Annotated in this window: 23 protein-coding genes and 1 pseudogene; 14 read left to right on the top strand and 10 right to left on the bottom strand. The window is 53.3% G+C overall.

What is annotated here, in order from left to right; translation table 11 throughout:
- Nucleotides 1-40: 40 nt before the first annotated feature.
- The 3 genes from ACMVME_RS01485 (at nucleotide 41) to ACMVME_RS01475 (ending at nucleotide 3404) form a co-directional block, all read left to right on the top strand.
- Nucleotides 41-781 (top strand): response regulator, encoded by a 741-nt coding sequence (locus ACMVME_RS01485; RefSeq protein WP_025204193.1) that lies wholly within the window; start codon nucleotides 41-43, stop codon nucleotides 779-781.
- Nucleotides 778-2076: an ATP-binding protein gene (locus ACMVME_RS01480; RefSeq protein ID WP_025204192.1), complete on the top strand. Its 1299-nt coding sequence runs from the start codon at nucleotides 778-780 to the stop codon at nucleotides 2074-2076. Before ACMVME_RS01485 ends, ACMVME_RS01480 begins: the two co-directional genes overlap by 4 nt.
- Nucleotides 2077-2213: 137 nt before the next feature.
- Nucleotides 2214-3404, top strand: coding sequence for a cytochrome c biogenesis protein/redoxin (locus tag ACMVME_RS01475; RefSeq protein ID WP_068794634.1), 1191 nt, complete (start codon nucleotides 2214-2216; stop codon nucleotides 3402-3404).
- 6 nt (nucleotides 3405-3410) lie between these two features.
- On the opposite strand, the gene tam is transcribed toward ACMVME_RS01475, so the two are convergent.
- Entirely contained in the window at nucleotides 3411-4169 is a 759-nt protein-coding gene (gene tam / locus ACMVME_RS01470) for a trans-aconitate 2-methyltransferase (protein ID WP_020884139.1), read from the bottom strand.
- Between the two features lie 82 nt (nucleotides 4170-4251).
- A complete protein-coding gene (locus ACMVME_RS01465; RefSeq protein ID WP_025204189.1) occupies nucleotides 4252-4836 on the bottom strand; it encodes an NUDIX domain-containing protein in 585 nt (194 codons plus the stop codon).
- An 86-nt stretch (nucleotides 4837-4922) separates the two neighbouring features.
- Here ACMVME_RS01465 and ACMVME_RS01460 point away from each other — a divergent pair, with 86 nt between their 5' ends.
- A complete protein-coding gene (locus ACMVME_RS01460) occupies nucleotides 4923-5696 on the top strand; it encodes a DeoR/GlpR family DNA-binding transcription regulator (RefSeq protein ID WP_020884137.1) in 774 nt (257 codons plus the stop codon).
- A gap of 60 nt (nucleotides 5697-5756) precedes the next feature.
- Here the strand turns inward: ACMVME_RS01460 and ACMVME_RS01455 are convergent, their stop codons facing one another.
- Nucleotides 5757-6119 (bottom strand): DUF4406 domain-containing protein, encoded by a 363-nt coding sequence (locus ACMVME_RS01455; protein WP_068794635.1) that lies wholly within the window; start codon nucleotides 6117-6119, stop codon nucleotides 5757-5759.
- Between the two features lie 227 nt (nucleotides 6120-6346).
- On the opposite strand from ACMVME_RS01455, the pseudogene ACMVME_RS01450 reads away from it, so the two are divergent.
- Together ACMVME_RS01450 and ACMVME_RS01445 are read left to right on the top strand one after the other, a co-directional pair.
- Nucleotides 6347-6835, top strand: a pseudogene (locus ACMVME_RS01450) (mechanosensitive ion channel protein MscS); the annotation flags it as partial.
- 405 nt (nucleotides 6836-7240) lie between these two features.
- Nucleotides 7241-7825, top strand: coding sequence for a hypothetical protein (locus ACMVME_RS01445; protein ID WP_068794636.1), 585 nt, complete (start codon nucleotides 7241-7243; stop codon nucleotides 7823-7825).
- Between the two features lie 49 nt (nucleotides 7826-7874).
- On the opposite strand, the gene ACMVME_RS01440 is transcribed toward ACMVME_RS01445, so the two are convergent.
- On the bottom strand, nucleotides 7875-8774 hold the full coding sequence (locus ACMVME_RS01440; protein ID WP_068794637.1) for a LysR family transcriptional regulator: 900 nt from the start codon (nucleotides 8772-8774) through the stop codon (nucleotides 7875-7877).
- A gap of 139 nt (nucleotides 8775-8913) precedes the next feature.
- Here ACMVME_RS01440 and ACMVME_RS01435 point away from each other — a divergent pair, with 139 nt between their 5' ends.
- The 5 genes from ACMVME_RS01435 (at nucleotide 8914) to ACMVME_RS01415 (ending at nucleotide 12947) form a co-directional block, all read left to right on the top strand.
- Nucleotides 8914-9216 carry a hypothetical protein gene (locus tag ACMVME_RS01435; protein ID WP_032680999.1) on the top strand — a complete coding sequence of 101 codons (303 nt, stop codon included), beginning with the start codon at nucleotides 8914-8916 and terminating at the stop codon, nucleotides 9214-9216.
- Nucleotides 9217-9310: 94 nt separating this feature from the next.
- On the top strand, nucleotides 9311-9868 hold the full coding sequence (locus ACMVME_RS01430; RefSeq protein WP_032680997.1) for an NAD(P)H-dependent oxidoreductase: 558 nt from the start codon (nucleotides 9311-9313) through the stop codon (nucleotides 9866-9868).
- Between the two features lie 18 nt (nucleotides 9869-9886).
- Nucleotides 9887-10906: an aldo/keto reductase gene (locus ACMVME_RS01425; RefSeq protein WP_032680996.1), complete on the top strand. Its 1020-nt coding sequence runs from the start codon at nucleotides 9887-9889 to the stop codon at nucleotides 10904-10906.
- Nucleotides 10907-10935: 29 nt separating this feature from the next.
- Nucleotides 10936-11667, top strand: coding sequence for a putative quinol monooxygenase (locus ACMVME_RS01420; protein ID WP_032680995.1), 732 nt, complete (start codon nucleotides 10936-10938; stop codon nucleotides 11665-11667).
- Nucleotides 11668-11744: 77 nt separating this feature from the next.
- On the top strand, nucleotides 11745-12947 hold the full coding sequence (locus ACMVME_RS01415; protein ID WP_032681996.1) for a serine hydrolase domain-containing protein: 1203 nt from the start codon (nucleotides 11745-11747) through the stop codon (nucleotides 12945-12947).
- A gap of 155 nt (nucleotides 12948-13102) precedes the next feature.
- Here the strand turns inward: ACMVME_RS01415 and ACMVME_RS01410 are convergent, their stop codons facing one another.
- The 5 genes from ACMVME_RS01410 to ACMVME_RS01390 all read right to left on the bottom strand — a co-directional run bounded on the left by ACMVME_RS01410 (nucleotide 13103) and on the right by ACMVME_RS01390 (nucleotide 19803).
- Entirely contained in the window at nucleotides 13103-13414 is a 312-nt protein-coding gene (locus ACMVME_RS01410; protein WP_032680992.1) for a hypothetical protein, read from the bottom strand.
- A gap of 221 nt (nucleotides 13415-13635) precedes the next feature.
- Nucleotides 13636-16770 carry a Cu(+)/Ag(+) efflux RND transporter permease subunit SilA gene (silA, locus tag ACMVME_RS01405; protein ID WP_032680991.1) on the bottom strand — a complete coding sequence of 1045 codons (3135 nt, stop codon included), beginning with the start codon at nucleotides 16768-16770 and terminating at the stop codon, nucleotides 13636-13638.
- 10 nt (nucleotides 16771-16780) lie between these two features.
- Nucleotides 16781-18031: an efflux RND transporter periplasmic adaptor subunit gene (locus tag ACMVME_RS01400; RefSeq protein WP_032680990.1), complete on the bottom strand. Its 1251-nt coding sequence runs from the start codon at nucleotides 18029-18031 to the stop codon at nucleotides 16781-16783.
- Nucleotides 18032-18042: 11 nt separating this feature from the next.
- Nucleotides 18043-18384: a cation efflux system protein CusF gene (cusF, locus tag ACMVME_RS01395; RefSeq protein ID WP_068794640.1), complete on the bottom strand. Its 342-nt coding sequence runs from the start codon at nucleotides 18382-18384 to the stop codon at nucleotides 18043-18045.
- A 33-nt stretch (nucleotides 18385-18417) separates the two neighbouring features.
- Complete coding sequence (locus tag ACMVME_RS01390; RefSeq protein WP_032680989.1) at nucleotides 18418-19803, bottom strand: efflux transporter outer membrane subunit; 1386 nt, start codon at nucleotides 19801-19803, stop codon at nucleotides 18418-18420.
- 190 nt (nucleotides 19804-19993) lie between these two features.
- On the opposite strand from ACMVME_RS01390, the gene silR reads away from it, so the two are divergent.
- Together silR and ACMVME_RS01380 are read left to right on the top strand one after the other, a co-directional pair.
- Nucleotides 19994-20677 carry a copper/silver response regulator transcription factor SilR gene (gene silR, locus ACMVME_RS01385; RefSeq protein ID WP_032670366.1) on the top strand — a complete coding sequence of 228 codons (684 nt, stop codon included), beginning with the start codon at nucleotides 19994-19996 and terminating at the stop codon, nucleotides 20675-20677.
- Nucleotides 20667-22127 carry a Cu(+)/Ag(+) sensor histidine kinase gene (locus tag ACMVME_RS01380; RefSeq protein ID WP_032680988.1) on the top strand — a complete coding sequence of 487 codons (1461 nt, stop codon included), beginning with the start codon at nucleotides 20667-20669 and terminating at the stop codon, nucleotides 22125-22127. Before silR ends, ACMVME_RS01380 begins: the two co-directional genes overlap by 11 nt.
- Here ACMVME_RS01380 and ACMVME_RS01375 read toward each other — a convergent pair.
- Entirely contained in the window at nucleotides 22114-23037 is a 924-nt protein-coding gene (locus ACMVME_RS01375; RefSeq protein ID WP_032680987.1) for a LysR family transcriptional regulator, read from the bottom strand. The genes ACMVME_RS01380 and ACMVME_RS01375 overlap by 14 nt on opposite strands.
- Before the next feature lie 116 nt (nucleotides 23038-23153).
- Between ACMVME_RS01375 and ACMVME_RS01370 the strand changes: the two genes are divergently transcribed.
- Complete coding sequence (locus ACMVME_RS01370; RefSeq protein WP_032680986.1) at nucleotides 23154-24563, top strand: MFS transporter; 1410 nt, start codon at nucleotides 23154-23156, stop codon at nucleotides 24561-24563.
- The last annotated feature ends 11 nt before the right edge of the window (nucleotides 24564-24574 follow it).

The raw sequence follows: 24574 nt of genomic DNA, 5'->3' as shown, positions 1-24574 counted from the left end.
TGCTATTTTCAATACGTTACCCTTCAGTCTGGAGATTTCTGTGGAGCATATTGATCATATCCTTGTCGTCGATGACGACAGGGATATTCGTGAGCTGATTGTCGATTACCTCGTTAAGTCCGGATATCGCGCCTCTGGCGCGGCAAATGGCAAAGAGATGCGAGTTGTGCTTGATAAACAGCATATCGATCTTGTGGTGCTGGATGTCATGATGCCCGGCGATGACGGATTAACGCTGTGTCGTCAGCTCCGAAGCGGTAAACATAAAGACTTGCCCATTCTGATGCTCACGGCGCGTAACGAGGAAACAGACCGGATCCTGGGGCTGGAGATGGGGGCAGACGATTATGTCGTGAAGCCTTTTGTTGCACGCGAGTTACTCGCGCGGATCAAAGCCATTTTACGTCGTTTCCGCACAATGCCCCCCAATTTACAGGTGACGGAAGCCGGGCGACTGGTCACGTTCGGAGAATGGCAACTGGACACCGTGGCCCGTCATTTAATCGACAGTGAAGGGATGGTAGTGGCGCTCAGCGGAGCGGAATATCGTCTGCTGCGCGTGTTCCTCGATCACCCTCAGCGTGTCCTGACCCGGGATCAACTGCTAAATCTGACCCAGGGGCGCGATGCCGAGCTTTTTGAACGATCGATTGATCTGCTGGTGAGCCGGGTGCGTCAGCGTCTGAATGAAGACGCCCGCACGCCGGCCTATATCAAGACCGTGCGCAGTGAAGGTTATGTCTTTACAATGCCGGTGACCATAAAAGAGGCCAATGAATGACGCTTTGGCCACGCTCGTTGCTGTCCCGGCTGTTGGTCATCGTGCTGGCTGGACTCTTACTGGCCAATACCCTCAGCCTGACGCTGGTGATGGTTGAACGTATGCACAGCGCCCGCACCGTAATGCTGGGTAATCTGGAAAACGATGTAGCCACTAGCGTGGCCATTCTTGACCGGCTTCCCGCCCAGGAGCGGGCGGCCTGGCTGCCGCGGCTGGAGCGCGGTAACTATCGCTATATTCTTGGGCCTGGAGAACCGGGCGCACCGCCTGAGGATAAGCGTTCACGCGATGCCATTCGAACGCTAAAAGAGACCCTTACGGCTGACTACCCGCTCACGTTTACCGCCGTTCCCGGTCCCATTTCCCATATTCAGGCGCATCTCACCTTACGTGATGGGGCACCGTTGACCATCGATCTGACGCCACGCATGCCACCGGTCGCCAGCTGGTTACCTGTCGTGCTGGTATTGCAGCTGCTGCTGCTTGCGGCCTGTGCCTGGATCGCCGTGCGTCAGGTGATTCGGCCTTTTTCACAGTTTACCCGTGCAGTTGACGCGCTGGACCCGGCTGCGAACACACCAATGACGGAGAAGGGGCCGGTAGAAGTGCAAAGAGCCGCGCATGCCTTTAACGCGATGCAGGCGCGCATTCAATCCTATCTTCGCGAACGCGCGCAGATCCTGGCATCCATTTCTCACGACCTGCAGACGCCCATCACGCGCATGAAATTGCGCGTCGAGATGGCCGATCAACCCGAGTTACGCGACAAATTATTGAACGACCTCGATAACATGACCCGTCTGGTGCGGGAGGGGATTGCCTATGCCCGGTCATCAGAATCTCTGGAAGAGACCTCGCTAAAGCTGGAGCTCAATGCCTGGGTAAACAGCATTGCCTGTGATTATCAGGACATTGGTAAAAACGTGCAGTTTCAGGCAAACGACGCCCGCCTGCCGATAGTGACTCGGCCGCAGGCACTTCGCCGGGTGATGACCAACCTTCTGGATAACGCGCTTAAGTTTGGTGGCTATGCCGTTATTGAGATTGATGATTCTTCTGCCGGACACATTGCTATCCATATTCTGGACGGCGGGCCGGGGATACCCGAGGCTGAACTCGACGCGGTATTACAGCCTTTTTATCGGGTAGAAACATCGCGTAACCGTGATACCGGCGGTACCGGCCTGGGGCTGGCGATTGCTGCACAGCTGACCGCGCAGCTTGACGGGAAACTGCGGCTGGCAAACCTTCCTGAAGGCGGGCTGAAGGTCACGGTAACGCTGCCGCGTCGCTAATTGTACGGTTTTGTATCCGGTTGCGTGCCCGATACGAGAGCAGACAAATCGTCCCGTTTTGCACACATCCCAAACACATCCGTACGATGAAATACCCTCACTGCAGCGTCGCAGGCCATCTGTAATGTGAGGTTTTTATGTTTTTGATAATCGCGTTTCTGGGCGGGATGATAAGCCTGCTCAGTCCATGTACGCTCCCGGTGATACCTCTTCTGTTTGCCGGTTTTCAGGGGCAGCGAAGACATATCCTGGCTCTGCTGGCAGGGATGATCGTGATGTTTACCGTGGTGGCGATGGTTGTCACGGTTGCCAGTGAATGGATCACGGATGCCACGATAATAGGGCGCTGGCTGGCACTCATTATTCTGGCTACAGCCGCGCTGGCCTTGATTTTCCCGTCCTTCGCCCAGCGTATAGCCGGGCCTGCGGTCAGCGCGGGCAATATCCTCAATACCCGCAGCGGACAAACGCGCGGAATGTTTTCCGCTTTCCTGGCCGGACTGGCCGTCGGTCTGCTCTGGTCTCCCTGTGCCGGACCGATCCTTGGGGCTATTTTCAGTATCAATATTGCGGGTCATTCGGCCATCACCACCGGCGCGCTGTTGGCGGCGTATGGCAGCGGATGTGCGCTTATGCTGGGCCTGCTTATGGCCGGCGGTCGGAAACTGATGGCACCGCTGCGGGCCAAATCAGCGCTGATGAAAAGGGTGCGCAAGGGGGCGGGCGTGGTGATGTTAGCGGCTGTGGCGTTCAACGCCACGGGGATGAACTCGGTGCTGAAAGGTGCAAATGGGGTGGCAGACCGTCTTGAAACGACGCTGTTAACCTTGGCGAAGCCCGCCACTGCGCCAGTAAAACTGCAGCCGGTCGTCATGACCGAACCCAGCAGTCAGTTGCCTTCGTTAAGTGGCGGAACCGGGTGGATTAATGGTGACCCTGTCACGTCTGAATCATTGCGAGGTAAAGTCGTCCTGATTGATTTCTGGACCTGGGACTGCATCAACTGCCAGCATACGCTCCCGCATGTCCGCGACTGGGCCACACGATATCAGTCCCAGGGTCTGGTGGTCATCGGCGTGCATACGCCTGAATATCCGTGGGAAAAACCGCTCTCGTCGGTGAAAAACGCGGTGAACAAATGGCAACTGCCGTATCGGGTCGTGACGGATAATAACTACCAGATCTGGAACGCCTTCGGGAACCAGTACTGGCCGGCACATTACTATTTCGATGCCAAAGGGCAGTTACGTTATACCTCTTTTGGCGAAGGTAACTATGAAGAACAGGAAAAAGTTATCCAGCAGCTGCTTAAAGAGGCCCGCTCATAACGTTGCTCAGGGCTGACGTTGAGCAATGATAAACAACCGTGGAAAAGCCAGCAGTATCTGCCCGTTTTCCTGGAGCGGATACTGCTCTTCCAGCATTTCATGGTAGCGTTTGAGAAAACGTTTCTGCTCGCTCTCATTAAGCTCCTGCAGCCACGGACGTAAACCGGTTGCGCTTACCCAGTCAATAATGGCCTGGTGTGAGCTCATTTTATGGAAATAGGTTGTCCGCCAGATATCCACATCACAACCGGCGTCTGTCAGAATGTCGTAATAGGCATGCACGCCGGGTAAGGCTTCACGCCCCCGGTCGGGATAGCCTTGTTCCCAGGCAACTTCACGCATCGCCACATGAGTGGGCTCAAGCCAGTTGTCAGGCATCTGAATGGCCAGTACGCCATTTAACGTGAGCAGAGAGACCAGGTGCGGCAGGAGATCGTAGTGGTCGGGCACCCACTGCAACGAGGCATTGGCGTAAATCAGGCTCAGCGGCTGGCCGGGCTTAAACTGGCGGATATCGGCCTCAACAAAGTGGCAATCCGGTAAGGCGCTGCGGGCTTCGTCGAGCATCGCAGGTGAGTTATCGACCCCTGTGACGTGCGCTGAAGGCCAGCGATGTTTTAACAGCGCCGTACTGTTTCCAGGCCCGCAGCCCAGATCGACGATGGATGACACGTCATCCAGGGGAATTCTGGCGAGCAATTCAGCGGCGGGGCGCGTACGTTCGGCTCCGTATCGCAGGTACAGGGAAGGGTTCCAGTCGGCCATCTTTGCATCTCCGTTGTGCATGCTTCAGCAAGAATAGCACACGCAGACACCTGCACTGCGGCAGGTGTCTGTCCTGCGGCAATTACAGAATGCCTTTCAGGGCAACATGATAAAGCAGCATGATGGTTTTCCCGTCGACAATCCTGCCCGTTTCAATGCCGCGCAGTGCCTCTTCCAGCGTCATTTCCAGTACGTCGATATCCTCACCCTCCGCTTTGAGTCCACCGCCTTCACTGGTTCTGTCTTTCGGCTGGTATTCGGCGAGATAAAAATAGAGTTTTTCAGTGACGGAGCCCGGGCTCATGTAAGCTTCAAAAATTTTCTCAACGCGGGAAACGCTATAGCCGGTCTCTTCTTCCGCTTCTGCTTTAATCCGGCTTTCCGGATCCATGTTATCGAGCAAGCCCGCAGCAGCTTCAATAAGGTCATCTTCGTGCCCGTTAATAAAGACAGGGAAGCGGAACTGGCGGGTCAGGATCACCGTCTTTTTATCCCGGTTATAAAGCAGGATGGTGGCTCCGTTTCCCCGGTCGTAAACTTCGCGATTTTGCCGCTGCCATTCACCATCGCGTCGCTGCAGATCAAAGGTATATTTTTTCAGGATGTACCAGTTATCAGACAGTGTTTCACTTTCTATGATGCGTACATCTGCACGTTTTGATTGCACGTTTGTTCCTCCTTACGTAGAGTAATTATCATAAACAGCATTGTCGTGCAGTTTCAAGATTAAACGTGCAATATCAGGAATTCCTTATGCTCACAACGCAGCGAAAACAATTGATCCTTGAAAAGCTCGAGGCTGAAGGTCAGGTCCAGTCGAAAGCGCTCAGCACGCTTTTCGCGGTGTCTGAAGATACCATTCGGCGTGATTTACGCGAGCTGGCGGCAGAAGGGCGTTTACAGCGTGTTCACGGCGGGGCGCTGCCGTCATCCTCGGCCATTGCCCCGTTTGCTGAGCGTAAATCGGTAAAGATGGATGCCAAGAAAAATGTCGCCCGTAAAGGTGCGCAGCTGATTTCTGACGGCCAGGTGGTGATCATTGACGGCGGCACGACCACGTCAGAGCTGATTACGTTTCTGCCTCCTGATTTGAAGATAACCGTGGTCACGCATAGCCCAGGCATTGCGCTGGGACTTGTCGAACATCCCTCCATTGAGGTTATCCTGATCGGTGGCCGTCTGTATAAACACTCTATTGTTGCGGTTGGCGCGGCTGCTATCGAAGGCATCGAAAAAATCCATGCGGACCTGTTCTTTATGGGAGTAACTGGCATCCATCCTGATGCGGGCCTGACGACCGGTGATTTTGAAGAGGCGAGTATCAAACGTGCATTTTCCGGCAGAGCCGCCGAAACGGTTGTGCTGGCTTCCCCCGAAAAAATCAATACCGCGTCATCTTTTGTGATTGGCGATCTGTCGCTGGTGAACACGATTGTCGTTGAAGACGATACCGATAGCGCCTGGATTAACGCGGTAAAAGAAAAGGGGGTTTCCGTGGTGATGACCTCTGAACCGGAAAAGGCATAACCCACGCGAAAAGCTTTTATGATCCGGCCTGTCAGTAAGTCGACAGGCCGGCAGGTCACATCAAACCTGAGGGATATCCTCAAGCGCAGTGTAAATCTTAAGCCCCAGCGTTTGCGCCACCTCTATGTCCATATCGGCCCCTTTGGACGCGCCGGCAATCCGGTAGATAGCATCACATTTCGCAATGAGTCGGTGCGCGACGGGATACAGCATTGCTTCACTGATTTCATCACCCATCGATTTCGAGCCAGCCGCTTTTGCCAGCGGTAAGGCCAGCCATTCACCAATAACCGGAACATGGCCACGTTGATAAACGGCTAACGCCGCATTTTCAAGACGATCAAGGTTTTCATCAATGCGCGCCTGCACGCCATCGGTGCCGCTACGATAGGGGCCGGCGATTAAAATCAACTGTTGTGTCATATCAACCTCAGTAAGTAAAAATGCATGAGTTTGCACGTTTGTGCGTCTTTTGTTTCTGGCTTCATATTAATCGCCAATTTCGTGCAATTTCAAGCAATATTGTGCATTATGGTTTTTTTAAGACAGTTGCAGAAGAGTCGAGCTGGTCTATGCTCAAAAAGCAGAGATCAGCCATTCTCTGGGCGTATTGAAAAATAACAATAATCTTGCGTTTCAGGGGGGGGGGAATGAAGAGGATCCTGCTCGTTACATTGTCATGCTTGCTCTCGGTAATCTCCTTTCTCAGCGTAGCCGCAGAGCCGCGCCAGGAGCCGACAGATCGGGAGCGCGCCAGAACGGTTTATATTTTCCATCAGCCGATTGTTATGCTGCAGGCAAAATTCGGTCTGACCACGCCTGAAGAGCGAGTTTTGCGCATTCGTAATACGCTGCGCAATTTCTCTCAACAGGATGTTCGGGAGCCCCTGAAAATTATTCCGGTTACCCGTTACAACCAACCGGGAAGACTGATTGTGATGAACGGCAAGCCGGTGATGTTACTGGCACAAGCCGATCTCGATGAGGGTGACGACCTGACGCTTGATGAAGCTGCTCAACGTGTGCTGACCCGAATGGAGGCACAACGTACGGCGCTTCGCGATCAATATGACGCCGGGTGGTTGGCATTATCGGCAGGCAAAACGGCCGCAGGGCTGCTGGCACTGTTTGTTTTCTGTGTACAAATTATGTCGCCAAACTTTGTGATGCAACCAGAAGGCGCGGTCGTCGTGACGGAAGATAACTGGTATGCAGCGCCGGCAGAGAAGCCAGAGAATAAACAGCGTGAGTGAAGATGGCTATGCAGGTTTGGAGGGTTCGGAGCAGATAAGGTGCATTTGAGGCTGTCAAACACCAGAACAAGGATGACCATAAAAAGCCAGATTCTGCCTTAATCTATGTAAGTGCGCATAATGTATATTATGTTAAATTGACTATTATGATCCATCCATGGGCAACACTCATTACGCAATCCTACCCTTTCTAATTCCAGGCCATTCTGGCTGGCCACAGGATATTGGCTCAACGTTTTAACACTGCTATCATCGAAATCATTAATTAAGCGTTAAGCCTAGAGTATTCAAATGCTTAAAGAGCTATCCCGTCGTCTACAACACTGTAACGACATAGCTGTACGTATAAACAATGCCAACGATTCGCAGCTGCAAGAACTGAAAACGCAGTTGGCCCAGCAGATGGGTAAGCCCGTGGGGCTACATACGATGGGCATCCCTGCGGCAATCAGCACCCTCGGGGTGATTGTCAGTTTTGCTATTCCGCAGCTATGGTTGGGCTACGGCGTATTCGCCGCACTCAATCAGCCGGCAGAAAAGGTATTTGTGTGGGTAGTGCTGATTGCCCTTCTGTTCGCCGGCATCAACGGTCTGACGATGTTTATGATGGGTAAAGGCAGTATTCGCGCCGTGCGGGTACATCTTTCTCTGGCATTCATAAGCCTTCTGCTGACGGTCGTTTATCTGATTGCGGCGCTGAGCGGCACCATCTGGCCAGGCGTCAATTTAACAGCCGCACTGGTGAGTGTTGTCATGTTGCTGCTCAGCGGTTTCTGTATACGATCTCCTTCCTTCTATAAGATGCTGCTATTTACCCTTCATAACCGCGCCTGGCGCCAGCAAATCCGCCAGACACGCAATAACATGCAGCGTTAAACACATTCCCGCCACTACTGGCGGGACTTCGCCCTGTGCCTGCGCAACCTTATCGCTCGGTCGCGGAGATCAGAAAATCAATCAGGGCTTTCACCCTTTTCGTTTTCCCCGCGTTTTTCGGGTAATAGAGATACACTGGCGGATAGGTTTTCCAGAAGCTCTCCATCACAGGTACAAATTGTTCCCGATCTGGCTGTAACCGCCAGATGGGTTCGAACAAGCGCCCAATTCCCAGCCCGTTACGAATTCCGTCTGCCATAACGTCAATATCGTTGCTGATTAACTGTTCGGGCATCTCAACGGTTAACTGTTCTCCGCGATCGTTCAGGATCAACGGAAGGATGCGGTTGTTAGTGATAAAACGGTAACCAATCAATCGGTGATGACTGAGATCTGCCGGCACCTCAGGCATACCCTGTTCAGCGAGATAGGCAGAGGATGCGTATAACCCTTCACGAAACGGTTTCATTAACGGCCGTGCTACCACCCCACCCTCCAGAATATCGCCAAAACGAATCCCCAGGTCAAAGCGCTCCTCGATAATATTCACGGTACCGTCGAAGACCGAAATTTCCAGTTGAATCCTTGGGTATTGCTGACAGAACGCGGCCATTGCAGGCTTGAGAATTAACAGATAGGCGAAACGCGAGAGCGTAATTCTTACCACGCCAGAGGGTTCCTGATTCCGATCGCGAATGCTTTCCAGCGATTTTTCCAGCGAATCCACCGCGGCGGCCGTTTGTTCCAGCAACTGTTGCCCGGTTTCGGTCAGCTCAATACGCCGGGTCGTGCGCACAAAAAGCGGATGACCAATATGCTCTTCCAGCAACTTAAGCGCATTGCTGACGGAGGGCGGCGTGATTTCAAGTTTCCTCGCGGCTGCCGAGATATTTCCTTCACGCGCAATGCTCTGAAAGATGCGGATCTGATTATAAAGAGCGTTATTCATAGCATTTTCCTTAAGCAATTACCGCCTGATTATTAAGTACAGACTAAAGATGCTTAAGTCAATGCTCGCCTTATCTTCATACATTGAGGCTCTTATACTTTCTGCTCTTCTCACTGAAAACTGATTACTGGAGCGACTGATGCGAATTTTATGTCTGGATATTCCCGCCGCGGGTGCATCGCCGGAAAAATATGCACCGCACCTTACTGCTGAAGCATTGCACGCCTGGGGACTGTATAAATCCGGCGTCATCCGCGACATCTACTTTCGTCAGGACAGACCCGGCGTCGCTATTTTCCTTGAATGTGACGCTGTCGAGGAAGCGATGAACGTAATGGCCGAATTCCCTCTGGCGAAAGCAGGCTTATTAAGCTTCGAGTGCATTCCTCTTGGCTCCTTTATTAACTGGGAAAATCTCTTCTCAGAAGAATTTAAAAACTAAAAGCACGGCGTGGCTGACGTCCCGTCTTTTTAAGACGCTGCATCTGAAAACACGCCTGAGTTAAACATTCATCAATTCTGCATAACTGATTGAAATGAAAAATATCCTTATCGTTTCCGGACATCCAGAGCTTAACCATTCTATCGCCAACGCCACCATCCTTGACGAGGTGGCGACAGCCCTGCCCGACGCTGAAATTCGTCGTCTGGACTGGCTCTATCCGGACGGCAAATTCAATATCGGTGCGGAGCAGGAAAGCCTGCTCAGGGCCGATGTGATTGTCTGGCAGTTCCCTTTTTCCTGGTACGGACTCCCGGGACTCATGAAACAGTGGCTGGATGAAGTTTTTGTTCACGGTTTCGCGCATGGTTCAACGGCGAAACTGGGTGGTAAAAAGCTGGTTCTCTCCTTCACAACGGGGGCACCGCAAGCGCTTTACACCGCTGACGGTTTCTTTGGCCATACCATTGAGGAGTATCTCATTGCGTTCGAGACGACGGCAAGGCTGTGCAATCTTGAGATGCTGGCACCGGTTTATACCTGCGGTATCAGCTACGCCGACAGGGATGCCGAGAAAATCGCCCAGCAAAAAACGCTTGCCCGGGAGCACGCGTCAAGGCTTGTCGACCTGCTTAACGCTATTGGTGAATAATTCGGAAGGAGAATAACGATGCAGTATACCCGGCTCGGTAAAAGTGACTTACTTGTCTCTCGCATCTGCATGGGATGCATGGGGTTTGGCGATCCGTTGACAGGCCAGCATCGCTGGACGCTGGACGAAACGGAAAGCCGGCACATCATTCGCTACGGCCTTGAACAGGGCATCAATTTTTACGATACCGCCATCGCCTACCAGAACGGTTCGAGTGAACGGTTTGTTGGCCGGGCGTTGCGTGATATGGCGAAGCGCGATGATGTGGTGCTGGCTACAAAGTTTCTGCCGCGGACGCCCGCGCAAATTGCCGAGGGGATCAGCGGAAAACAGGCAATAGCCCGCTCGCTGGATCTGAGTCTGCAAAATCTGGGTATGGACTACATAGACCTCTACATTTACCACATCTGGGATTACAACACGCCCGTTCTCGAGGTGCTTGAAGCGCTGCATGCCGCCGTTACTGCCGGCAAGGTGCGCGCTATAGGGATCTCAAACTGCTACGCCTGGCAGCTGGCTAAGGCGAACGCGCTTGCAGAACGCGAAGGGCTGACGCCCTTTGTTTCCATGCAGAGTCACTACAACCTGATTATGCGTGAAGATGAACGTGAACTCTTCGGTTTATGCGCTGAGGATGGGATCGCGTTGACGCCCTATAGTGCGCTGGCAAGCGGCCGTCTCTCCCGTAAAGAAGGCCACACGCGGCGAGCCGTCGAGGATGACTACGCCCGCGGGAAGTATGACCGGACGGCAGAACAAGATCGGATCATTATCGAACGCGTTGCCGAGCTTGCCGAACAGTATCAGGTATCCATGACGGAAATATCTCTCGCCTGGCTACTGACCAGGGTCACCTCACCTATTGTCGGTGCCACGCAAAAACGTCATGTCGAAGGTGCAGTAAACGCCGTGAGCCTGCAGCTGAGTCCGGAGGCGATCCGCTATCTGGAAGAATGCTATCAGCCCCACTTTCTGACGGGGGTTATGGCGCAAAATACGCCGCATACCAAAGACGTTAAGCAGGTCTGGACGCGGTAGCCTGTCTCTGGTTTAGAAAAAGGATCATCATGAAAAAGAGTCTCATGTTTTTAACTTGCCTGCTAATAAGCAGCCCTGCCTTTACAAAAAGTCAGGGCATACAGGATACGCCCGTGATGAATATCGTTGAGATAAGCATCACGCCCGATCGGGACAGGCATTTTGATGAGGTTGCCAGGCAAACAATCACCGCTTCGGTTGATCATGAAGTGGGCACGCTGGCGATGTACGCGCTGAAACGCAGTGACAATGCGCGTCAGGCATATATGGTTGAGCTTTATGCAAGCGAGTTGGCCTACCGCAAACATCTGGATGCCTCTCCGTACAAAGCGTTTGTTACTCAAGCACCTGATATGATTGATCGGAAGCTGAAAATCACACTGGTGCCGCAATTTACAGGGGACAAACACATCATACCCGATGAGCGGACCATCAATAATCTGGTGGTAGTCGAGGTGAAGCCGGAATATCAGACTGAATTCAAAAACATTGTCCTTCCTGAAATGGCTCAGTCGCTCAACATAGAAAAAGGCGTGCTTGCCATGTATGCCGCGACAGACGTAGATGATCCCCACCGCTGGTATTTCTATGAGATTTACGCCAGTGAGGAAGATTATCAACTCCACAGACAGACGCCGCACTTTAGGGATTATCTAAAGCAAACGGCGCACATGAGTACCCTTAAAACGTCTATTCCTGTCAAACCACTATTTCTGCGTAATAAAGGCGGGATAACCGCAGATATCGTCCCTGGCGGCTAAAGCGTAGAAAAATGGCGTTTACGCAGGCCAGGTGTGATACATTCCGGGCGCTCTAATGACCACCACACATGACAGGTATGCAGAACATAACTCAACATTTTCGCTGGCTTCTGCTTGTTATCCCGTCACTGAGCGGTTGTGGCACCCTCTCGCAAATGTCCTCCCCGGCAGGAACACAGGAACTCCTCACCCATAAATCGCTGGACGGCGACGTTGATAGCGTGGTCCGTCACTATATGGCGCAAAAATCCGTTCCCGGGATGACGGTTGCGGTGATCCATAATTACGGTTCTCCGCAGTTTTACAGTTGGGGCGTAACCGATGCGGCCAATCGCTACCCGATCGGGTCCAATACCTTGTTTGCCCTCGGTTCGCTCAGCAAAGGGATTACGGCGGAAGTGGTGGCTTGTCTGGTGAACGAAGGAAGGCTGAGTTGGGACGATAACCTGTCGACATTGCTGCCACCGGGTACGCCCTTAAGCGCAGATGCACAAAAAATTACTCTACTGGAACTGGTGACCCACACCTCTGGCCTGCCCCGTCAGAATATGGATGTTCCGATGCTGGGAAAATTCATCAGCTATTTAAGCAGTGGCGATAACTTTTATGGCGAACTGGATAGCGATAACGTATTGCGCTATTTAGCCAACTGGCATGCACCACAGCATAAAATGCCGCAATACTCTAATACCGGCTATGCCCTGATTGGCTATATCCTGAAACACAAAACCGGCGAAGATATTCAGAGTTTAGCCTCGCGCTATATTTTTCAACCGCTGCAAATGGCTAACAGTAGTTTTACTCCCCAGACGTTAAAGGGATACCCGCAGCGTGCGCTTGGCCACGCTGGCGATCAGCCCAAATTCATCCCGCGCGGTCAGCTGACGCCCGACTGGCATTTTTCCAACAACATGGTAGCGGCAGCGAGTTTGTACAGTAACGCCGAAGATCTGGCCGCGTATGCCCGCTATCATGTGGCGACAACCGACAATCGCTTATTGGATAGCGTCTTTGCTGAAGTCAGTAATACCGATATTCAACGCTCCGACGGTGTACAGGGTATTGCCTGGACCACCGACTTTATCGGTCTGGAAAAAATTACTTATCAGGTAGGCTATATTGGCGGCTACTCAAGCTTTATCGGTTTCGATAAACAAAAAGGCAATGCGGTAGTCGTGCTTCAAAATGCATTTAACTGGAGTAACTATATTGGTATCGCACTATTAATGGATATGGCGAAAAACGATAACCAGAGAGAAGAACATTCTCGCGCGCTGTAACCTCGCCAGGTCATGTCTGCAAACCAACTGCAACGCTTCTCCGTATCGGCATGATACTGCTCAGCGGTGGCTGCATCTTTAGAAGAACTTCTAAAAGATGCTGAAAACGCCCCTCACTCGAGGGGCGTATAGCCGTGACATCCACCACGCGCCAGTTAATTCGCCTGATTCATACGGCGATGTTTCTCTGCCTGTTGCTGGTGAATAGCAGAAGACTGCCCATTGTTCGCCGTTTCATGCACAACGGCGGCCTTCTCATGCTCATTCATCGCAGAGAAAGACTTTGCCGATTCGGGAGTAGTATTACAGGGGCCAGCTTTGAGCATTTTCTTGTGCATCTCAGCCATGGTTTGATGCGCAGTTGCCTGAGCGTTATTAACCTGGTCGTGCATGTTGATCGTTTCTGCTGCCCAGCCAGATGAGGTGACAGCCATAATGGTGACAATGGATAACAGGATCTTTTTCATGGTCGAATCTCCTAAGTTTACATGCTCTGCAATATCGCTGAATGAAAAGTCAGAGATAAATGCATCGGCGTCTGAATTATCATTGATTATAAAAACCGACCTCTGTTTATCCCGTGACGGGCTGATGACATTTCTGTCACTGGGCCATACGGGGAATAACGCCCTGCCCCATACGCATAAAAAAGGACACTCCAGCGTGTCCTTTTAATATCGTCGCGCGTTTATTTATGTCTTCGCAGCCAGATTAATTTGTAGGCGGCCGGAATAATGAACAGGGATAACAGCGGAGCCGTAATCATTCCTCCAATCATCGGCGCGGCTATCCGGCTCATGACTTCTGAGCCCGCACCGGTTCCCCAGAGGATGGGCAACAGACCGGCAATGATAACCGCTACGGTCATCGCTTTCGGTCTCACGCGGAGTACCGCCCCCTGATAAAGGGCTTCATCGAGCCCTTCCGCGGTAAAGGTTTCCCGCTGGGCTAGCGCCGGATGGGCTTCAATGGCATGACGCAAGTACATCAGCATCACCACGCCAAACTCTGCTGCCACCCCGGCCAGGGCAATAAAGCCGGTTCCGGTCGCCACGGACATATGGAAGCCCTGCCAGTACAGGAACCAAATTCCGCCGACAAGGGCGAATGGCAGACTCATCAGAATAAGCAGTGCCTCATCAACACGACGGAATGCCAGATATAACAAAATGAATATGATCATTACCGTCATCGGCACCATCATTTTCAGTTTTTTATTGGCGTGTTCCAGCAATTCAAACTGTCCGGAGAAAGAGACACTGGTGCCCGGTCTTAATTTTACGTGCTGGCTGATAGCGGTTTTAATGTCGTTTACAACCGACACCATATCCCTGCCACGGGCATCAATATAAATCCAGCTGGCAGGACGGGCATTTTCCGTTTTCAGCATGGTAGGTCCGGAAACGACACGAATATCAGCGACATCGCCCAGGGTAATTTGCTGTTTCATGGGCGTCAGAATGGGCATCTGTTTCAGTGCCTGTGGGCTGTTTCGGTAATCCTGAGGGTAGCGGATATTGATCGGGTAACGGGCTACGCCCTCAACCGTCTCGCCGGTTGTTGCGCCACCGATGGCTGATGAGACAAACAGCTGCACATCACCCACCGTCATTCCGTATCGGGATGCTTTCTCGCGGTTGATATCCACGTCGATGTAGCGTCCGCCTTCCAGACGTTCTGCCAGTGCTGAAACCACGCCCGGCACGGTTTTGGCCACCGCTTCGATACGTTGTGCCGTGACATCAATATCAGACAAAACGGTGCCAGACACCTTGATACCGATTGGGCTTTTAATGCCGGTGGAGAGCATATCTATACGGTTACGGATCGGCGGTACCCAGAGGTTAGCCAGGCCGGGCAAACGCACGGTCTTATCCAGCTCATCAACGATCTTGTCAATCGTCATTCCTGGTCGCCACTGATCTTCAGGTTTGAGCTGAAGGGTGGTTTCGACCATTTCCAGTGGCGCGGAGTCGGTCGCCGTTTCGGCCTTACCGGTCTTACCAAATACGGACGCCACTTCAGGGACGGTTTTGATTAATTTGTCTGTCGTCTGCAAGAGCGCGGCAGCCTCCGCCGGCGATACGCCAGGTAACGTTGAAGGCATGTACAGCAGGTCGCCCTCATTGATCTTTGGCAGAAACTCCCCCCCGACCTGACTCAGCGGCCATATGACCGTAAAAATTGTTAACGCCGCAACCAGCAAGGTCGTTTTCGGCCAGTGGAGCACGCGAAGCAATAACGGGTGATAGGCATTAATCAGCAGTCGGTTCAGCGGGTTGCTGGTCTCCGCGGGGATTTTCCCTCTGATCCAGAACCCCATCAGTATAGGAATGACGATGATTGCCAGCGCGGCCGCGCCCGCCATGGCATACGTCTTCGTGAAGGCCAGCGGCCCAAACAGGCGCCCTTCCTGTCCCTCAAGCGTGAAAATGGGGATGAACGACAAGGTGATGATCAGCAGGCTGATAAAGAGCGCCGGGCCCACTTCAACGGACGCATCGGTAATGACCTTCCAGCGGGTTGCGTTGTCTATCTGCTCCCCAGGGTGTTGATGATCCCACTCTTCCAGTCGTTTATGCGCATTTTCAATCATCACAATGGCGGCATCCACCATCGCCCCCACGGCAATGGCAATCCCGCCCAGAGACATAATATTGGCGTTTAGCCCCTGGAAATGCATGACGATAAAGGCAATGCACAGGCCAAGCGGCAGAGAAACGATCGCCACCAGCGCAGAGCGGATATGCCAGAGGAACAGCGCACAGACGATGGCCACCACGATAAACTCTTCAAGGAGTTTGTTACTCAGGTTATCAATGGCGCGGTCAATTAACTGGCTGCGATCGTAGGTAGTCACCACCTCGACACCCTCTGGCAGGCTGGCTTTCAGCGTCTCCAGTTTGTCTTTCACTGCGGTAATAACTTCACGTGCGTTTTTCCCCGAGCGCAGGATCACGACGCCACCAGCAACTTCGCCCTGGCCGTTAAGTTCTGCAATGCCACGCCGCATTTCCGGGCCCGTTTGCACGCGGGCCACATCGCGCAGATAAACCGGCACGCCGTTCTCGCCCGTTTTCAGGACGATATTATTGAAATCATCAATGGACTGAAGGTAACCGCTGGCGCGGACCATGTACTCCGCTTCCGCCATTTCAATGGATGATCCCCCTGCTTCCTGGTTAGATGATTCGAGAGCCTGTTTAACGTCGGGCAGCGTGACACCGTACTGCGCCAGCTTCAACGGGTTAACCTGAATCTGATACTGCTTAACCACGCCGCCTACTGACGCAACCTCCGCGACGTTAGGGATGGTTTTCAGTTCGAATTTCAGGAACCAGTCCTGAAGGGAACGCAGTTCTGCAAGATCGTGTTTTCCGCTGTGATCCACCAGGGCATATTCAAATATCCAGCCGACACCGGTGGCATCTGGTCCTATTTCTGAGCTTACACCGGCAGGCAATTTGCCCTGAACCTGGTTCAGGTATTCCAGAACGCGCGAGCGAGCCCAGTAGAGGTCAGTACCGTCTTCAAAAATGACGTACACATAGGAGTCACCAAACTGGGAAAAACCACGCACGGTCTTTGCGCCGGGTACCGACAGCATGGTTGTCGTGAGCGGATACGTGACCTGATTTTCAACAATCTGCGGAGCCTGACCGGGATAGCTGGTTTTAATGATCACCTGCACATCAGACAGATCGGGCAATGCATCCACAGGGGTATTGATGATAGTCCATGTTCCCCAGACGCTGAGAAACAAAGCGCCCATCATCACCAGGAAACGGTTGGCGACGGAGCGCCGGATAATCCATTCAATCATCATCGTCTCCTTAATGGCCCGAATGCGCGTCGTCAGTTTTTTCAGGATGACGCATGCGCTCCAGCGCACCGCTAATATTGGCTTCGGAGTCAATCAGGAACAGACCGCTGACCACGACAGAATCGCCTTCGCTCAGTCCGCTGCCAATCGCGGACTGTTGCTGAGATTCATGCAGAACATGAATGTTTTTTGGCACAAAACGCCCTTCCGCATCGACCACAATCACCCGCTGTTCTTTGCCCGTATCAATCACGGCCTGGGATGGGATCAGCAGCATCTCCTGGCTCCTGGCGTTCAGTTTCAGGTAGGCGTTCATGCCGGGTTTCAGGCTTTCGTCTTGGTTGGAGACCTGCAGACGGACCTGCAGCGTGCGGGTAGTTTGATCCACGCTGGGGAGAATGTTCCATTTTTCAACGGCAAACGATTTATCCGGGTACGCGGGCACTGAAATTTCAAATTGCGAGCTGTCTTTGAGAAGATACGCAATGGATTCCGGCACGGCCGCACTGATCCAGACCGGATCCATCCCCTGAATTTGTGCCACCACATTATCTTTGGTAATGTTCATGCCCGCGCGCAGGTTAAACGCCGTAATCACGCCATCTATGGGGGCCTTGATAGTAAAACGGGTCTGGATACTCCGGGTCGCACGCAGTCGTTGAACATCCTCTTCCGGCATGCCGGCAAGACGTAGTCGCTCCAGAACACCTTTTATCTGGGTAGGGGTTCCGCCGGTACCCGATAACAACAGGAACTCGCTTTGCGCTTCTACCCATTCCGGAATGGTGATATCGATAAGCGGCGTCCCTTTTTTAACATGATCGCCCACGGTCAGTGGGTACACTCTCTCAACGAAACCCTCAGAACGCGCCTGCACAATGACAAACTGATATTCGTTATAACTGACGTTGGCCGGTATGGTCTGGGCGTAATTCAGCGATCCCCGCGTCACTTTCTGCGTTTTGAGTCCCAGGTTCTGAACCTGCGTCGGGTCAATACGAATACCCTCACTGCTTTTTTCGTCATTTTCATCGGCATATTTCGGCACCAGATCCATATCCATAAACGGAGATTTGCCGGGTTTATCAAACCGGGTATCCGGCTTCATCGGGTCATACCAGAAAAGAACTTTTCTCTCCGTCGTGGTCTGTTCTGTTTTTTCTGCGGGATACACCGACTGCCAGGCGATAACTGAAATCAGCCCTCCTGCAATAAGGCTGCCGATGATGACGGCAGCAAACTTTATTCTTAAAGAGGCCATGCTTTTTCTCGCTATTTAATGCTCTTGAGTAAAGAGATATTGCCCTGCTGAACAAACGTAAAATTAACGTGGCTGCCGGCTTTTAAGGCGAGAATAGTTTCGTCTGCCTGGACAAAGGTGAAACGCATGGTCATGGCGGGCCAGCCAATCGCTGGAATAGCATCATGCGCGATAGTGATTTTTTTAGTGCTCAGATCAACCGCTTTCACCACGCCGGTTCCCGCGATAACCTGCTCTGGCGTGGCTTGTGTTGCTGTGCTCATCTCCCCGTGCTGATGTGTTTCAGCATGCAGGCCTGCAGAAAATATAACGGAGAGTGCACCCAGTACGACCGCGTTAAATAAACTGTTCATTTTTTGATTTCCTGATGGAGTAATTAAAAGGAATTACTCAACCCAACCGCCACCCAGCGCGGTGAATAAGTTAATTTCATTCACCTGTCGGGAATAGATAAGGTCGAGAATGGTTTGTTGTGTTGCAAAAAGAGAACGTTCAGCATCGAGCACTTCAATGTAACTGACCGCGCCACTGGAATATAAACCTCTGGCTCGCTGCAGGGTGATATGTAGCGAATCAAGATAACGCTGCTGGGCGTCGAGTTGCTGACTGATGCTGTCCCGCAATGCGAGCGCGTCGGCGACCTGTTTAAAAGCCGCCTGAATTTTTTGTTCGTAATTGACGATTGACTGCTGCTGGCGAATTTCAGCCAGTTTGAGGTTGGCTTTATTCCTTCCGGCATTAAAAACAGGAATGTCAATTTTCGGAATAAAATTCCACATCCCGCTTCCTGCGGTGAAGAGGCTGGATAATTCCGTACTGCTTGCTGAAAGCCCGCTGGTTAGCGTAATGGACGGGAAAAAGGCGGCGCGCGCCGCGCCAATATTGGCATCAGCCGCTTTCAACTGATACTCCGCTTCCATAATGTCCGGGCGCTGAAGCAATATTTCTGACGGCAGACGAGGCGGCAGTTTGACGGGTGAAATCTCATCGACGCTGCCTCCTTTCTCTGCCGGCAGCGCGCGATAGGTTCCCAGAACCTGCTGCAGGGCATTATTGGCCTGAGCCAGCTCGCCTTCTCTTTTCGCTATGTCTGCACGGGTACTTTCAATCTGCCCCCGGGCCTGTTCAAGTGCCAGAACGTTGGTGCTGCCCGTTACCAGCTGTTGTTCAACAAAAGCCCAGGATTGTTGATAGTTTTTTAGCGTATCGCGGGCAATACGACGTTGTTTGTAGGCCAGCTGCTGGCTGAAATAGCTCTGCGACACGCTGGAGACGAGCAGGATATGCACGGCACGGCGAGCCTCCTCGCTGGCAAAATAGTTCTGTCTGTCAGCATCACTCATATTCCTGAGTTTGCCGAAGAAATCGAGTTCGTAACTGAGGTTCAACCCTGCGTCGTACTGCTGTGTGGTCGGCTTGTCCGTTTTCAGCCCGCCGCTGTAGGTCACACCTGACGAGGCATTCACCTGCGGATACCGGTCGGCATCCGTCACGTTGAACTGCGCACGCGCCTCTTCAACCTTGAGGGCGGCCATTTTTAAATCACGGTTGTTATTCAGGGCTTCGGCGATCAGTGCTGCGACCTGAGGATCGGTAAAAAAGCTACGCCATCCGCTGTCGTGATACCCCGCCACCACCGGCGTGAGGCTATTTCGGGATAACGAGAACTGCTGCGGAACCGGTGCTGGCGGACGCGCATATTCTGGTGCCAGCGAGACGCAGCCTGCCAGGAAAAATATTGTGCTAATGCTAAGTCGTTTTAATGTGCACATCACGCTTCTCGTCCAGGCAGACCTGGTAAATGTTTCAAATGAAGTCCAGAGTATTACCAGGGTTACTCTACAGCGTGCTTCCTGTTTGCCTGGTGACAGGATAATGACAATGTTGTCATTCTTAACGTAAGTCATTGATAACGGTTTGAGGCTCTCTAGAATGTCCAGAGCAGCCAGTCAGGGGAGTAAGATGAAAATACTGATCGTTGAAGACGAGATAAAAACCGGGGAGTACCTCAGCAAGGGGCTGACTGAGGCGGGGTTTGTGGTGGACCACGCTGACAATGGCCTGACCGGATATCATCTCGCCATGACCGCCGAGTATGACCTCCTGATTCTGGATATCATGCTTCCCGACGTGAACGGCTGGGATATCATCCGCATGCTACGTTCCGCCGGGAAGGGAATGCCGGTTCTGTTACTCTCAGCCCTTGGCACTATTGAACACCGGGTGAAGGGTCTTGAACTGGGCGCGGATGATTACCTGATCAAACCCTTTGCCTTTGCGGAGCTTCTCGCCCGCGTCAGGACGCTTCTGCGACGGGGCAATACGGTGATCACGGAAAGCCAGTTTCAGGTGGCTGATCTGATGATTGATCTCGTGTCCAGAAAGGTGAGCCGCGCGGGAAACCGCATCCTGCTGACCAGTAAAGAGTTCAGCCTGCTGGAGTTTTTTATGCGACACCAGGGGGAAGTGCTGCCCCGCTCCCTGATTGCATCCCAGGTCTGGGACATGAATTTTGACAGCGACACCAACGCGATTGATGTCGCCGTCAAACGGCTTCGCGCGAAAATAGACAATGATTATGAGCCGAAGTTGATCCAGACGGTCCGCGGCGTGGGGTACATGCTGGAGGCACCGGATGCGCGTTAAATTACCCAGACGCCCTTTTTCATTAGCCCTGAGGCTGACGTTTTTTATCAGCCTCTCCACGATACTGGCATTTTTCGCCTTCACCTGGTTTATGCTGCACTCCGTTGAAAAGCATTTTGCCGAGCAGGATATCAACGATCTGCAGCAAATCAGTACCGCGATGCACCGTATCCTGCAGTCCCCGGCAGATCCGGACGAGAAGAAAATCAGTAAAATCAAAGAGTCAATTGCCAGCTATCGTAACGTTGCGGTTCTGCTTCTCGACGCGCGTGGAGAGGTGTTGTTCAGTACGGCGCAGGGGGCAGCGTTACGCCCTGCCGTGAACACGGCGGCATTCAGCACGCACAGCCGGGCACGGGATGTGTTTCTCTGGACGGTAGATGCCCCCACCCTGCAGAGTCATTCCGGCGCTGAGATGAAAAGTGACACGTACCGGATTATCGCCTCGTCAGGCACGGCAACGCTGCAGGGAAAAGCGCAGAATTACGTTATGCTGATCGGGCTTTCTATTAATTTCCATCTCCATTACCTCGATGCGCTGAAAAAGAACCTGATTGCGATTGCCGTGGTGATCAGCCTGCTGATTATTCTTATCATTCGAATCGCGGTCCGTCAGGGACACCTGCCGCTGCGTAACGTCAGCAATGCCATTAAAAATATCACCTCTGAAAATCTCGATGCGAGGCTGGAACCGTCGCGCGTTCCGGTTGAACTGGAGCAACTGGTGATATCGTTCAATCATATGATTGAAAAGATTGAAGATGTGTTCACCCGCCAGGCGAATTTTTCTGCCGATATCGCCCACGAAATCAGAACCCCCATCACCAATCTGGTGACCCAGACTGAAATCGCACTCAGCCAGAACCGGACGCCGAAAGAGCTGGAAGATATCCTCTACTCCAGCCTTGAAGAGTATAACCGGATGACCCGGATGGTCAGCGATATGCTGTTCCTGGCGCAGGCGGATAACAATCAGCTGATCCCGGACAGGGTGATGTTTGATTTAAGCGCGGAGGTCATTAAAGTCTTTGATTTCTTCGAGGCCTGGGCGGAAGAACGTCATATCACGCTGACGTTTCACGGGATGCCCTGTCTGATCGAAGGCGATCCGCAGATGTTCAGACGCGCAATCAACAACCTGTTATCCAATGCCCTGCGCTATACGCCGGAAGGCAAGACGGTAACCGTCTCAATCGCCGAACGGGAAAACGATTTTGAGCTGATGATTGCCAACCCCGGGAAACCTGTCCCGCAAGAACATCTACCCAGGCTGTTTGACCGTTTTTACCGGGTGGATCCTTCCAGGCAGCGAAAAGGCGAAGGCAGCGGGATTGGTCTTGCCATTGTGAAGTCAATTGTCACCGCGCATCATGGCAAAGTCCGCGTCGAATCGGATGCTCAGTCGACGCGCTTTATCTTGTCCGTGCCTAAGCGGGTTACCCAGTACTGAGTGGTTGCTGCACAGCCCGACACACGTCCAGCACTTTCTCTCTCAGCCAGCGGTGCCCCGGATCCCTTTCCATTCGCGGGTGCCACATCTGCGATACCGTAATGGTTCGGGTTTTAAACGGCAGTTCAAAGACATGCACACTCTGCGCCATCGGCTGGTTCAGCAGATACAATGCCGGAACCATGGCGATCAGATCGGACGCCAGCGCCACGGATAACGCCGTCGGGAAACCGGGCACGACGCTGGCAATTTTGCGCTTCATCCCCACTTCTGCCAGCGCATCGTCGACAAAGCCGTGTAGCGACCCGTCGGGCGCGGCAACCACGTGGCCCCAGGAAACATAATCGTGAAGGCTGACCGTGGGGTGTGCCGCCAGCGGATGTCCCTTACGCACCGCGGCAATGAACCGATCCTGAAATAATCGCTGCAGGCGTATTTCAGGTCCCATGTTGCTCTGCACGCCAATTTCCAGGTCAACCAGCCCTTCCCGTAGATAGCGTGACGTTTTCTCGGGCTTCGGCGAGAACCGAATACACACATCGGGCGCAGCTTCGGCCACGGCGGCAATCAGCAATGGGCCAAATGCAACCACAAAACCATCATTGGCTCTGATGGTGAACAGCCGCTCGAGGTTTTCCACCTTCAGCGTTTCAGTGGAGGGCTGCAGTACGGCTCTAGCCTCATACACGGCGCCTCGGGCTCGCTCCCGGGTGGCCTCGGCCCAGGGCGTCAGCACCATATTACGCCCTGCCCGCACCAGGATCGGGTCGCCGGTCACCTCTCGCAACCGGCTCAGGGTACGGCTCATGGCTGACGTACTCAGGTTTAAACGCCGCGCCGCGCCCGCCACGCTGGCTTCGGCCAGCAGGACGTCGAGGGCGACAAGCAAATTAAAATCCGGATCGGACATGATGCATCCTCAGATAGGGCGTTGTATGCAACTGAACAGTGCAACTGCTGCGTCTTCCGCCTTGTATATCCCATGATTATAGTTTCGTCATCAACATTCTTTCCGGAGTTACGACGATGACGCTATTTTCAAACCAGCCCGGCGACGAAGGATTGCCCGGCCATGAACGCGCCCGGGTGATGGCCGCGGTAATGACCACCACGCTGATGGGCGTTTTTGATGGCACCATGATCAACATCGCCTTGCCTTCGATGGCAAGCGCGATGCAGGTGCCCGCGAATGTGGCCGTCTGGTTCGCCAATGGGTATCTGTTGTCCGCGGCCATGACTCTGGCCATCTTCGCTGCCCTGGCGGCCCGGGTTGGCTACCGCCCGGTGTTTCTGACCGGACTTGCCGTCTTTACACTCACCTCGCTCGGCTGCGCGCTGGCCCGCACCCCGGACATGCTGATCGGGATGCGGATTTTGCAGGGGATTGGCGGGGCGGCCACACTGAGTATTGCCCCAGCGATACTGCGCGCCGTCTTTCCCGGTCGACTGCTTGGCCGCATTCTGGGACTGCACGCCCTGCTGATCGCCTCCAGCACGGCCATTGCACCCGTACTGGGCGGGACGATCCTGGACGTACTGCGCTGGCAGTGGTTATTCGCCATTAACCTTGTTCCCGGAACGATTGCCCTGCTGTTGGCCTGGAAGGCCTTACCACGACAGCCGGCTTTAGATCCTTCTCCGTTCGATGCCCCGGGGGCACTGCTCTCCGCGGTCCTGTTGGGGGCAATGATCATGACGGCCAACAGTTTCCAGCGTGCTTCGCACCACATCAGCCACGAGGCTATCAGCTGGGCGCTGCTCGCCACGATTAGCGCCATCACCTTTGTCTGGCATATTCGCCGCGCCCGAAGCCCCATACTGCCTCCCGTTATTTTTCACAATGGACGCTTTACGCTCGCCGCGCTCACGTCGCTGGCCTCGTTTGTGAGCCAGGGCATCACCTTTATCGCCCTGCCGTTCCTGTTTCAGAGCGTGTACGGCTACAGTCCGGTGGTCTCCGCGCTGCTGTTCACGCCCTGGCCGATAGGCATCGTACTGATCGCACCGCATGCGGGCCGCTGGGCAGACACAATTTCAGCCCCGCTGATATCTACCCTTGGGCTTATCGTGTTTGTGGTGGGGTTGATCCTGCTCGCGACACTGCCCGCCAGCCCTTCCGCATGGAATATCTGCCTGAGAAGCCTGGTGTGCGGGATCGGTTTTGGCTGTTTCCAGAGTCCCAATAACCGGGAAATGCTCTCTAACGTGGTACGGGAGTATGCCAGCTACGCATCCGGTGTACTGGCTATCGTGCGGACGTTTGGACAATGCCTGGGGGCTGCCGTGGTCGGCGTTCTGCTGGCCACAACGCAGAATCAGCCGGCTTTTGACGATCGGGCCGTTCATTATTCACTGTGGATTGCGGTCATTGCTTCGGCGGTTTCTGTCGTGTTTAGCGTGAGCCGGCTGCGCGCCACGCGTCAGGCTACGGCATAAACACGGTGCAG

The sequence above is a fragment of the Enterobacter cloacae complex sp. 2024EL-00711 genome, assembly GCF_047529885.1.
Lineage (GTDB): Bacteria > Pseudomonadota > Gammaproteobacteria > Enterobacterales > Enterobacteriaceae > Enterobacter > Enterobacter ludwigii.
Note: the sequence above shows the minus strand (reverse complement) of the source record. Positions and strands in the feature narration are given on the sequence as shown.

Coding starts and splice junctions, on each gene's coding strand:
- ACMVME_RS01415 (WP_032681996.1), top strand. CDS start 11,745: ATGCAGAACATAACTCAACATTTTCGCTGGCTTCTGCTTGTTATCCCG.
- ACMVME_RS01420 (WP_032680995.1), top strand. CDS start 10,936: ATGAAAAAGAGTCTCATGTTTTTAACTTGCCTGCTAATAAGCAGCCCT.
- ACMVME_RS01380 (WP_032680988.1), top strand. CDS start 20,667: ATGCGCGTTAAATTACCCAGACGCCCTTTTTCATTAGCCCTGAGGCTG.
- silR (WP_032670366.1), top strand. CDS start 19,994: ATGAAAATACTGATCGTTGAAGACGAGATAAAAACCGGGGAGTACCTC.
- ACMVME_RS01435 (WP_032680999.1), top strand. CDS start 8,914: ATGCGAATTTTATGTCTGGATATTCCCGCCGCGGGTGCATCGCCGGAA.
- ACMVME_RS01445 (WP_068794636.1), top strand. CDS start 7,241: ATGCTTAAAGAGCTATCCCGTCGTCTACAACACTGTAACGACATAGCT.
- ACMVME_RS01390 (WP_032680989.1), bottom strand. CDS start 19,803: ATGTGCACATTAAAACGACTTAGCATTAGCACAATATTTTTCCTGGCA.
- ACMVME_RS01370 (WP_032680986.1), top strand. CDS start 23,154: ATGACGCTATTTTCAAACCAGCCCGGCGACGAAGGATTGCCCGGCCAT.
- ACMVME_RS01410 (WP_032680992.1), bottom strand. CDS start 13,414: ATGAAAAAGATCCTGTTATCCATTGTCACCATTATGGCTGTCACCTCA.
- ACMVME_RS01430 (WP_032680997.1), top strand. CDS start 9,311: ATGAAAAATATCCTTATCGTTTCCGGACATCCAGAGCTTAACCATTCT.
- ACMVME_RS01375 (WP_032680987.1), bottom strand. CDS start 23,037: ATGTCCGATCCGGATTTTAATTTGCTTGTCGCCCTCGACGTCCTGCTG.
- ACMVME_RS01475 (WP_068794634.1), top strand. CDS start 2,214: ATGTTTTTGATAATCGCGTTTCTGGGCGGGATGATAAGCCTGCTCAGT.
- silA (WP_032680991.1), bottom strand. CDS start 16,770: ATGATTGAATGGATTATCCGGCGCTCCGTCGCCAACCGTTTCCTGGTG.
- tam (WP_020884139.1), bottom strand. CDS start 4,169: ATGGCCGACTGGAACCCTTCCCTGTACCTGCGATACGGAGCCGAACGT.
- ACMVME_RS01460 (WP_020884137.1), top strand. CDS start 4,923: ATGCTCACAACGCAGCGAAAACAATTGATCCTTGAAAAGCTCGAGGCT.
- cusF (WP_068794640.1), bottom strand. CDS start 18,384: ATGAACAGTTTATTTAACGCGGTCGTACTGGGTGCACTCTCCGTTATA.
- ACMVME_RS01425 (WP_032680996.1), top strand. CDS start 9,887: ATGCAGTATACCCGGCTCGGTAAAAGTGACTTACTTGTCTCTCGCATC.
- ACMVME_RS01455 (WP_068794635.1), bottom strand. CDS start 6,119: ATGACACAACAGTTGATTTTAATCGCCGGCCCCTATCGTAGCGGCACC.
- ACMVME_RS01480 (WP_025204192.1), top strand. CDS start 778: ATGACGCTTTGGCCACGCTCGTTGCTGTCCCGGCTGTTGGTCATCGTG.
- ACMVME_RS01440 (WP_068794637.1), bottom strand. CDS start 8,774: ATGAATAACGCTCTTTATAATCAGATCCGCATCTTTCAGAGCATTGCG.
- ACMVME_RS01400 (WP_032680990.1), bottom strand. CDS start 18,031: ATGGCCTCTTTAAGAATAAAGTTTGCTGCCGTCATCATCGGCAGCCTT.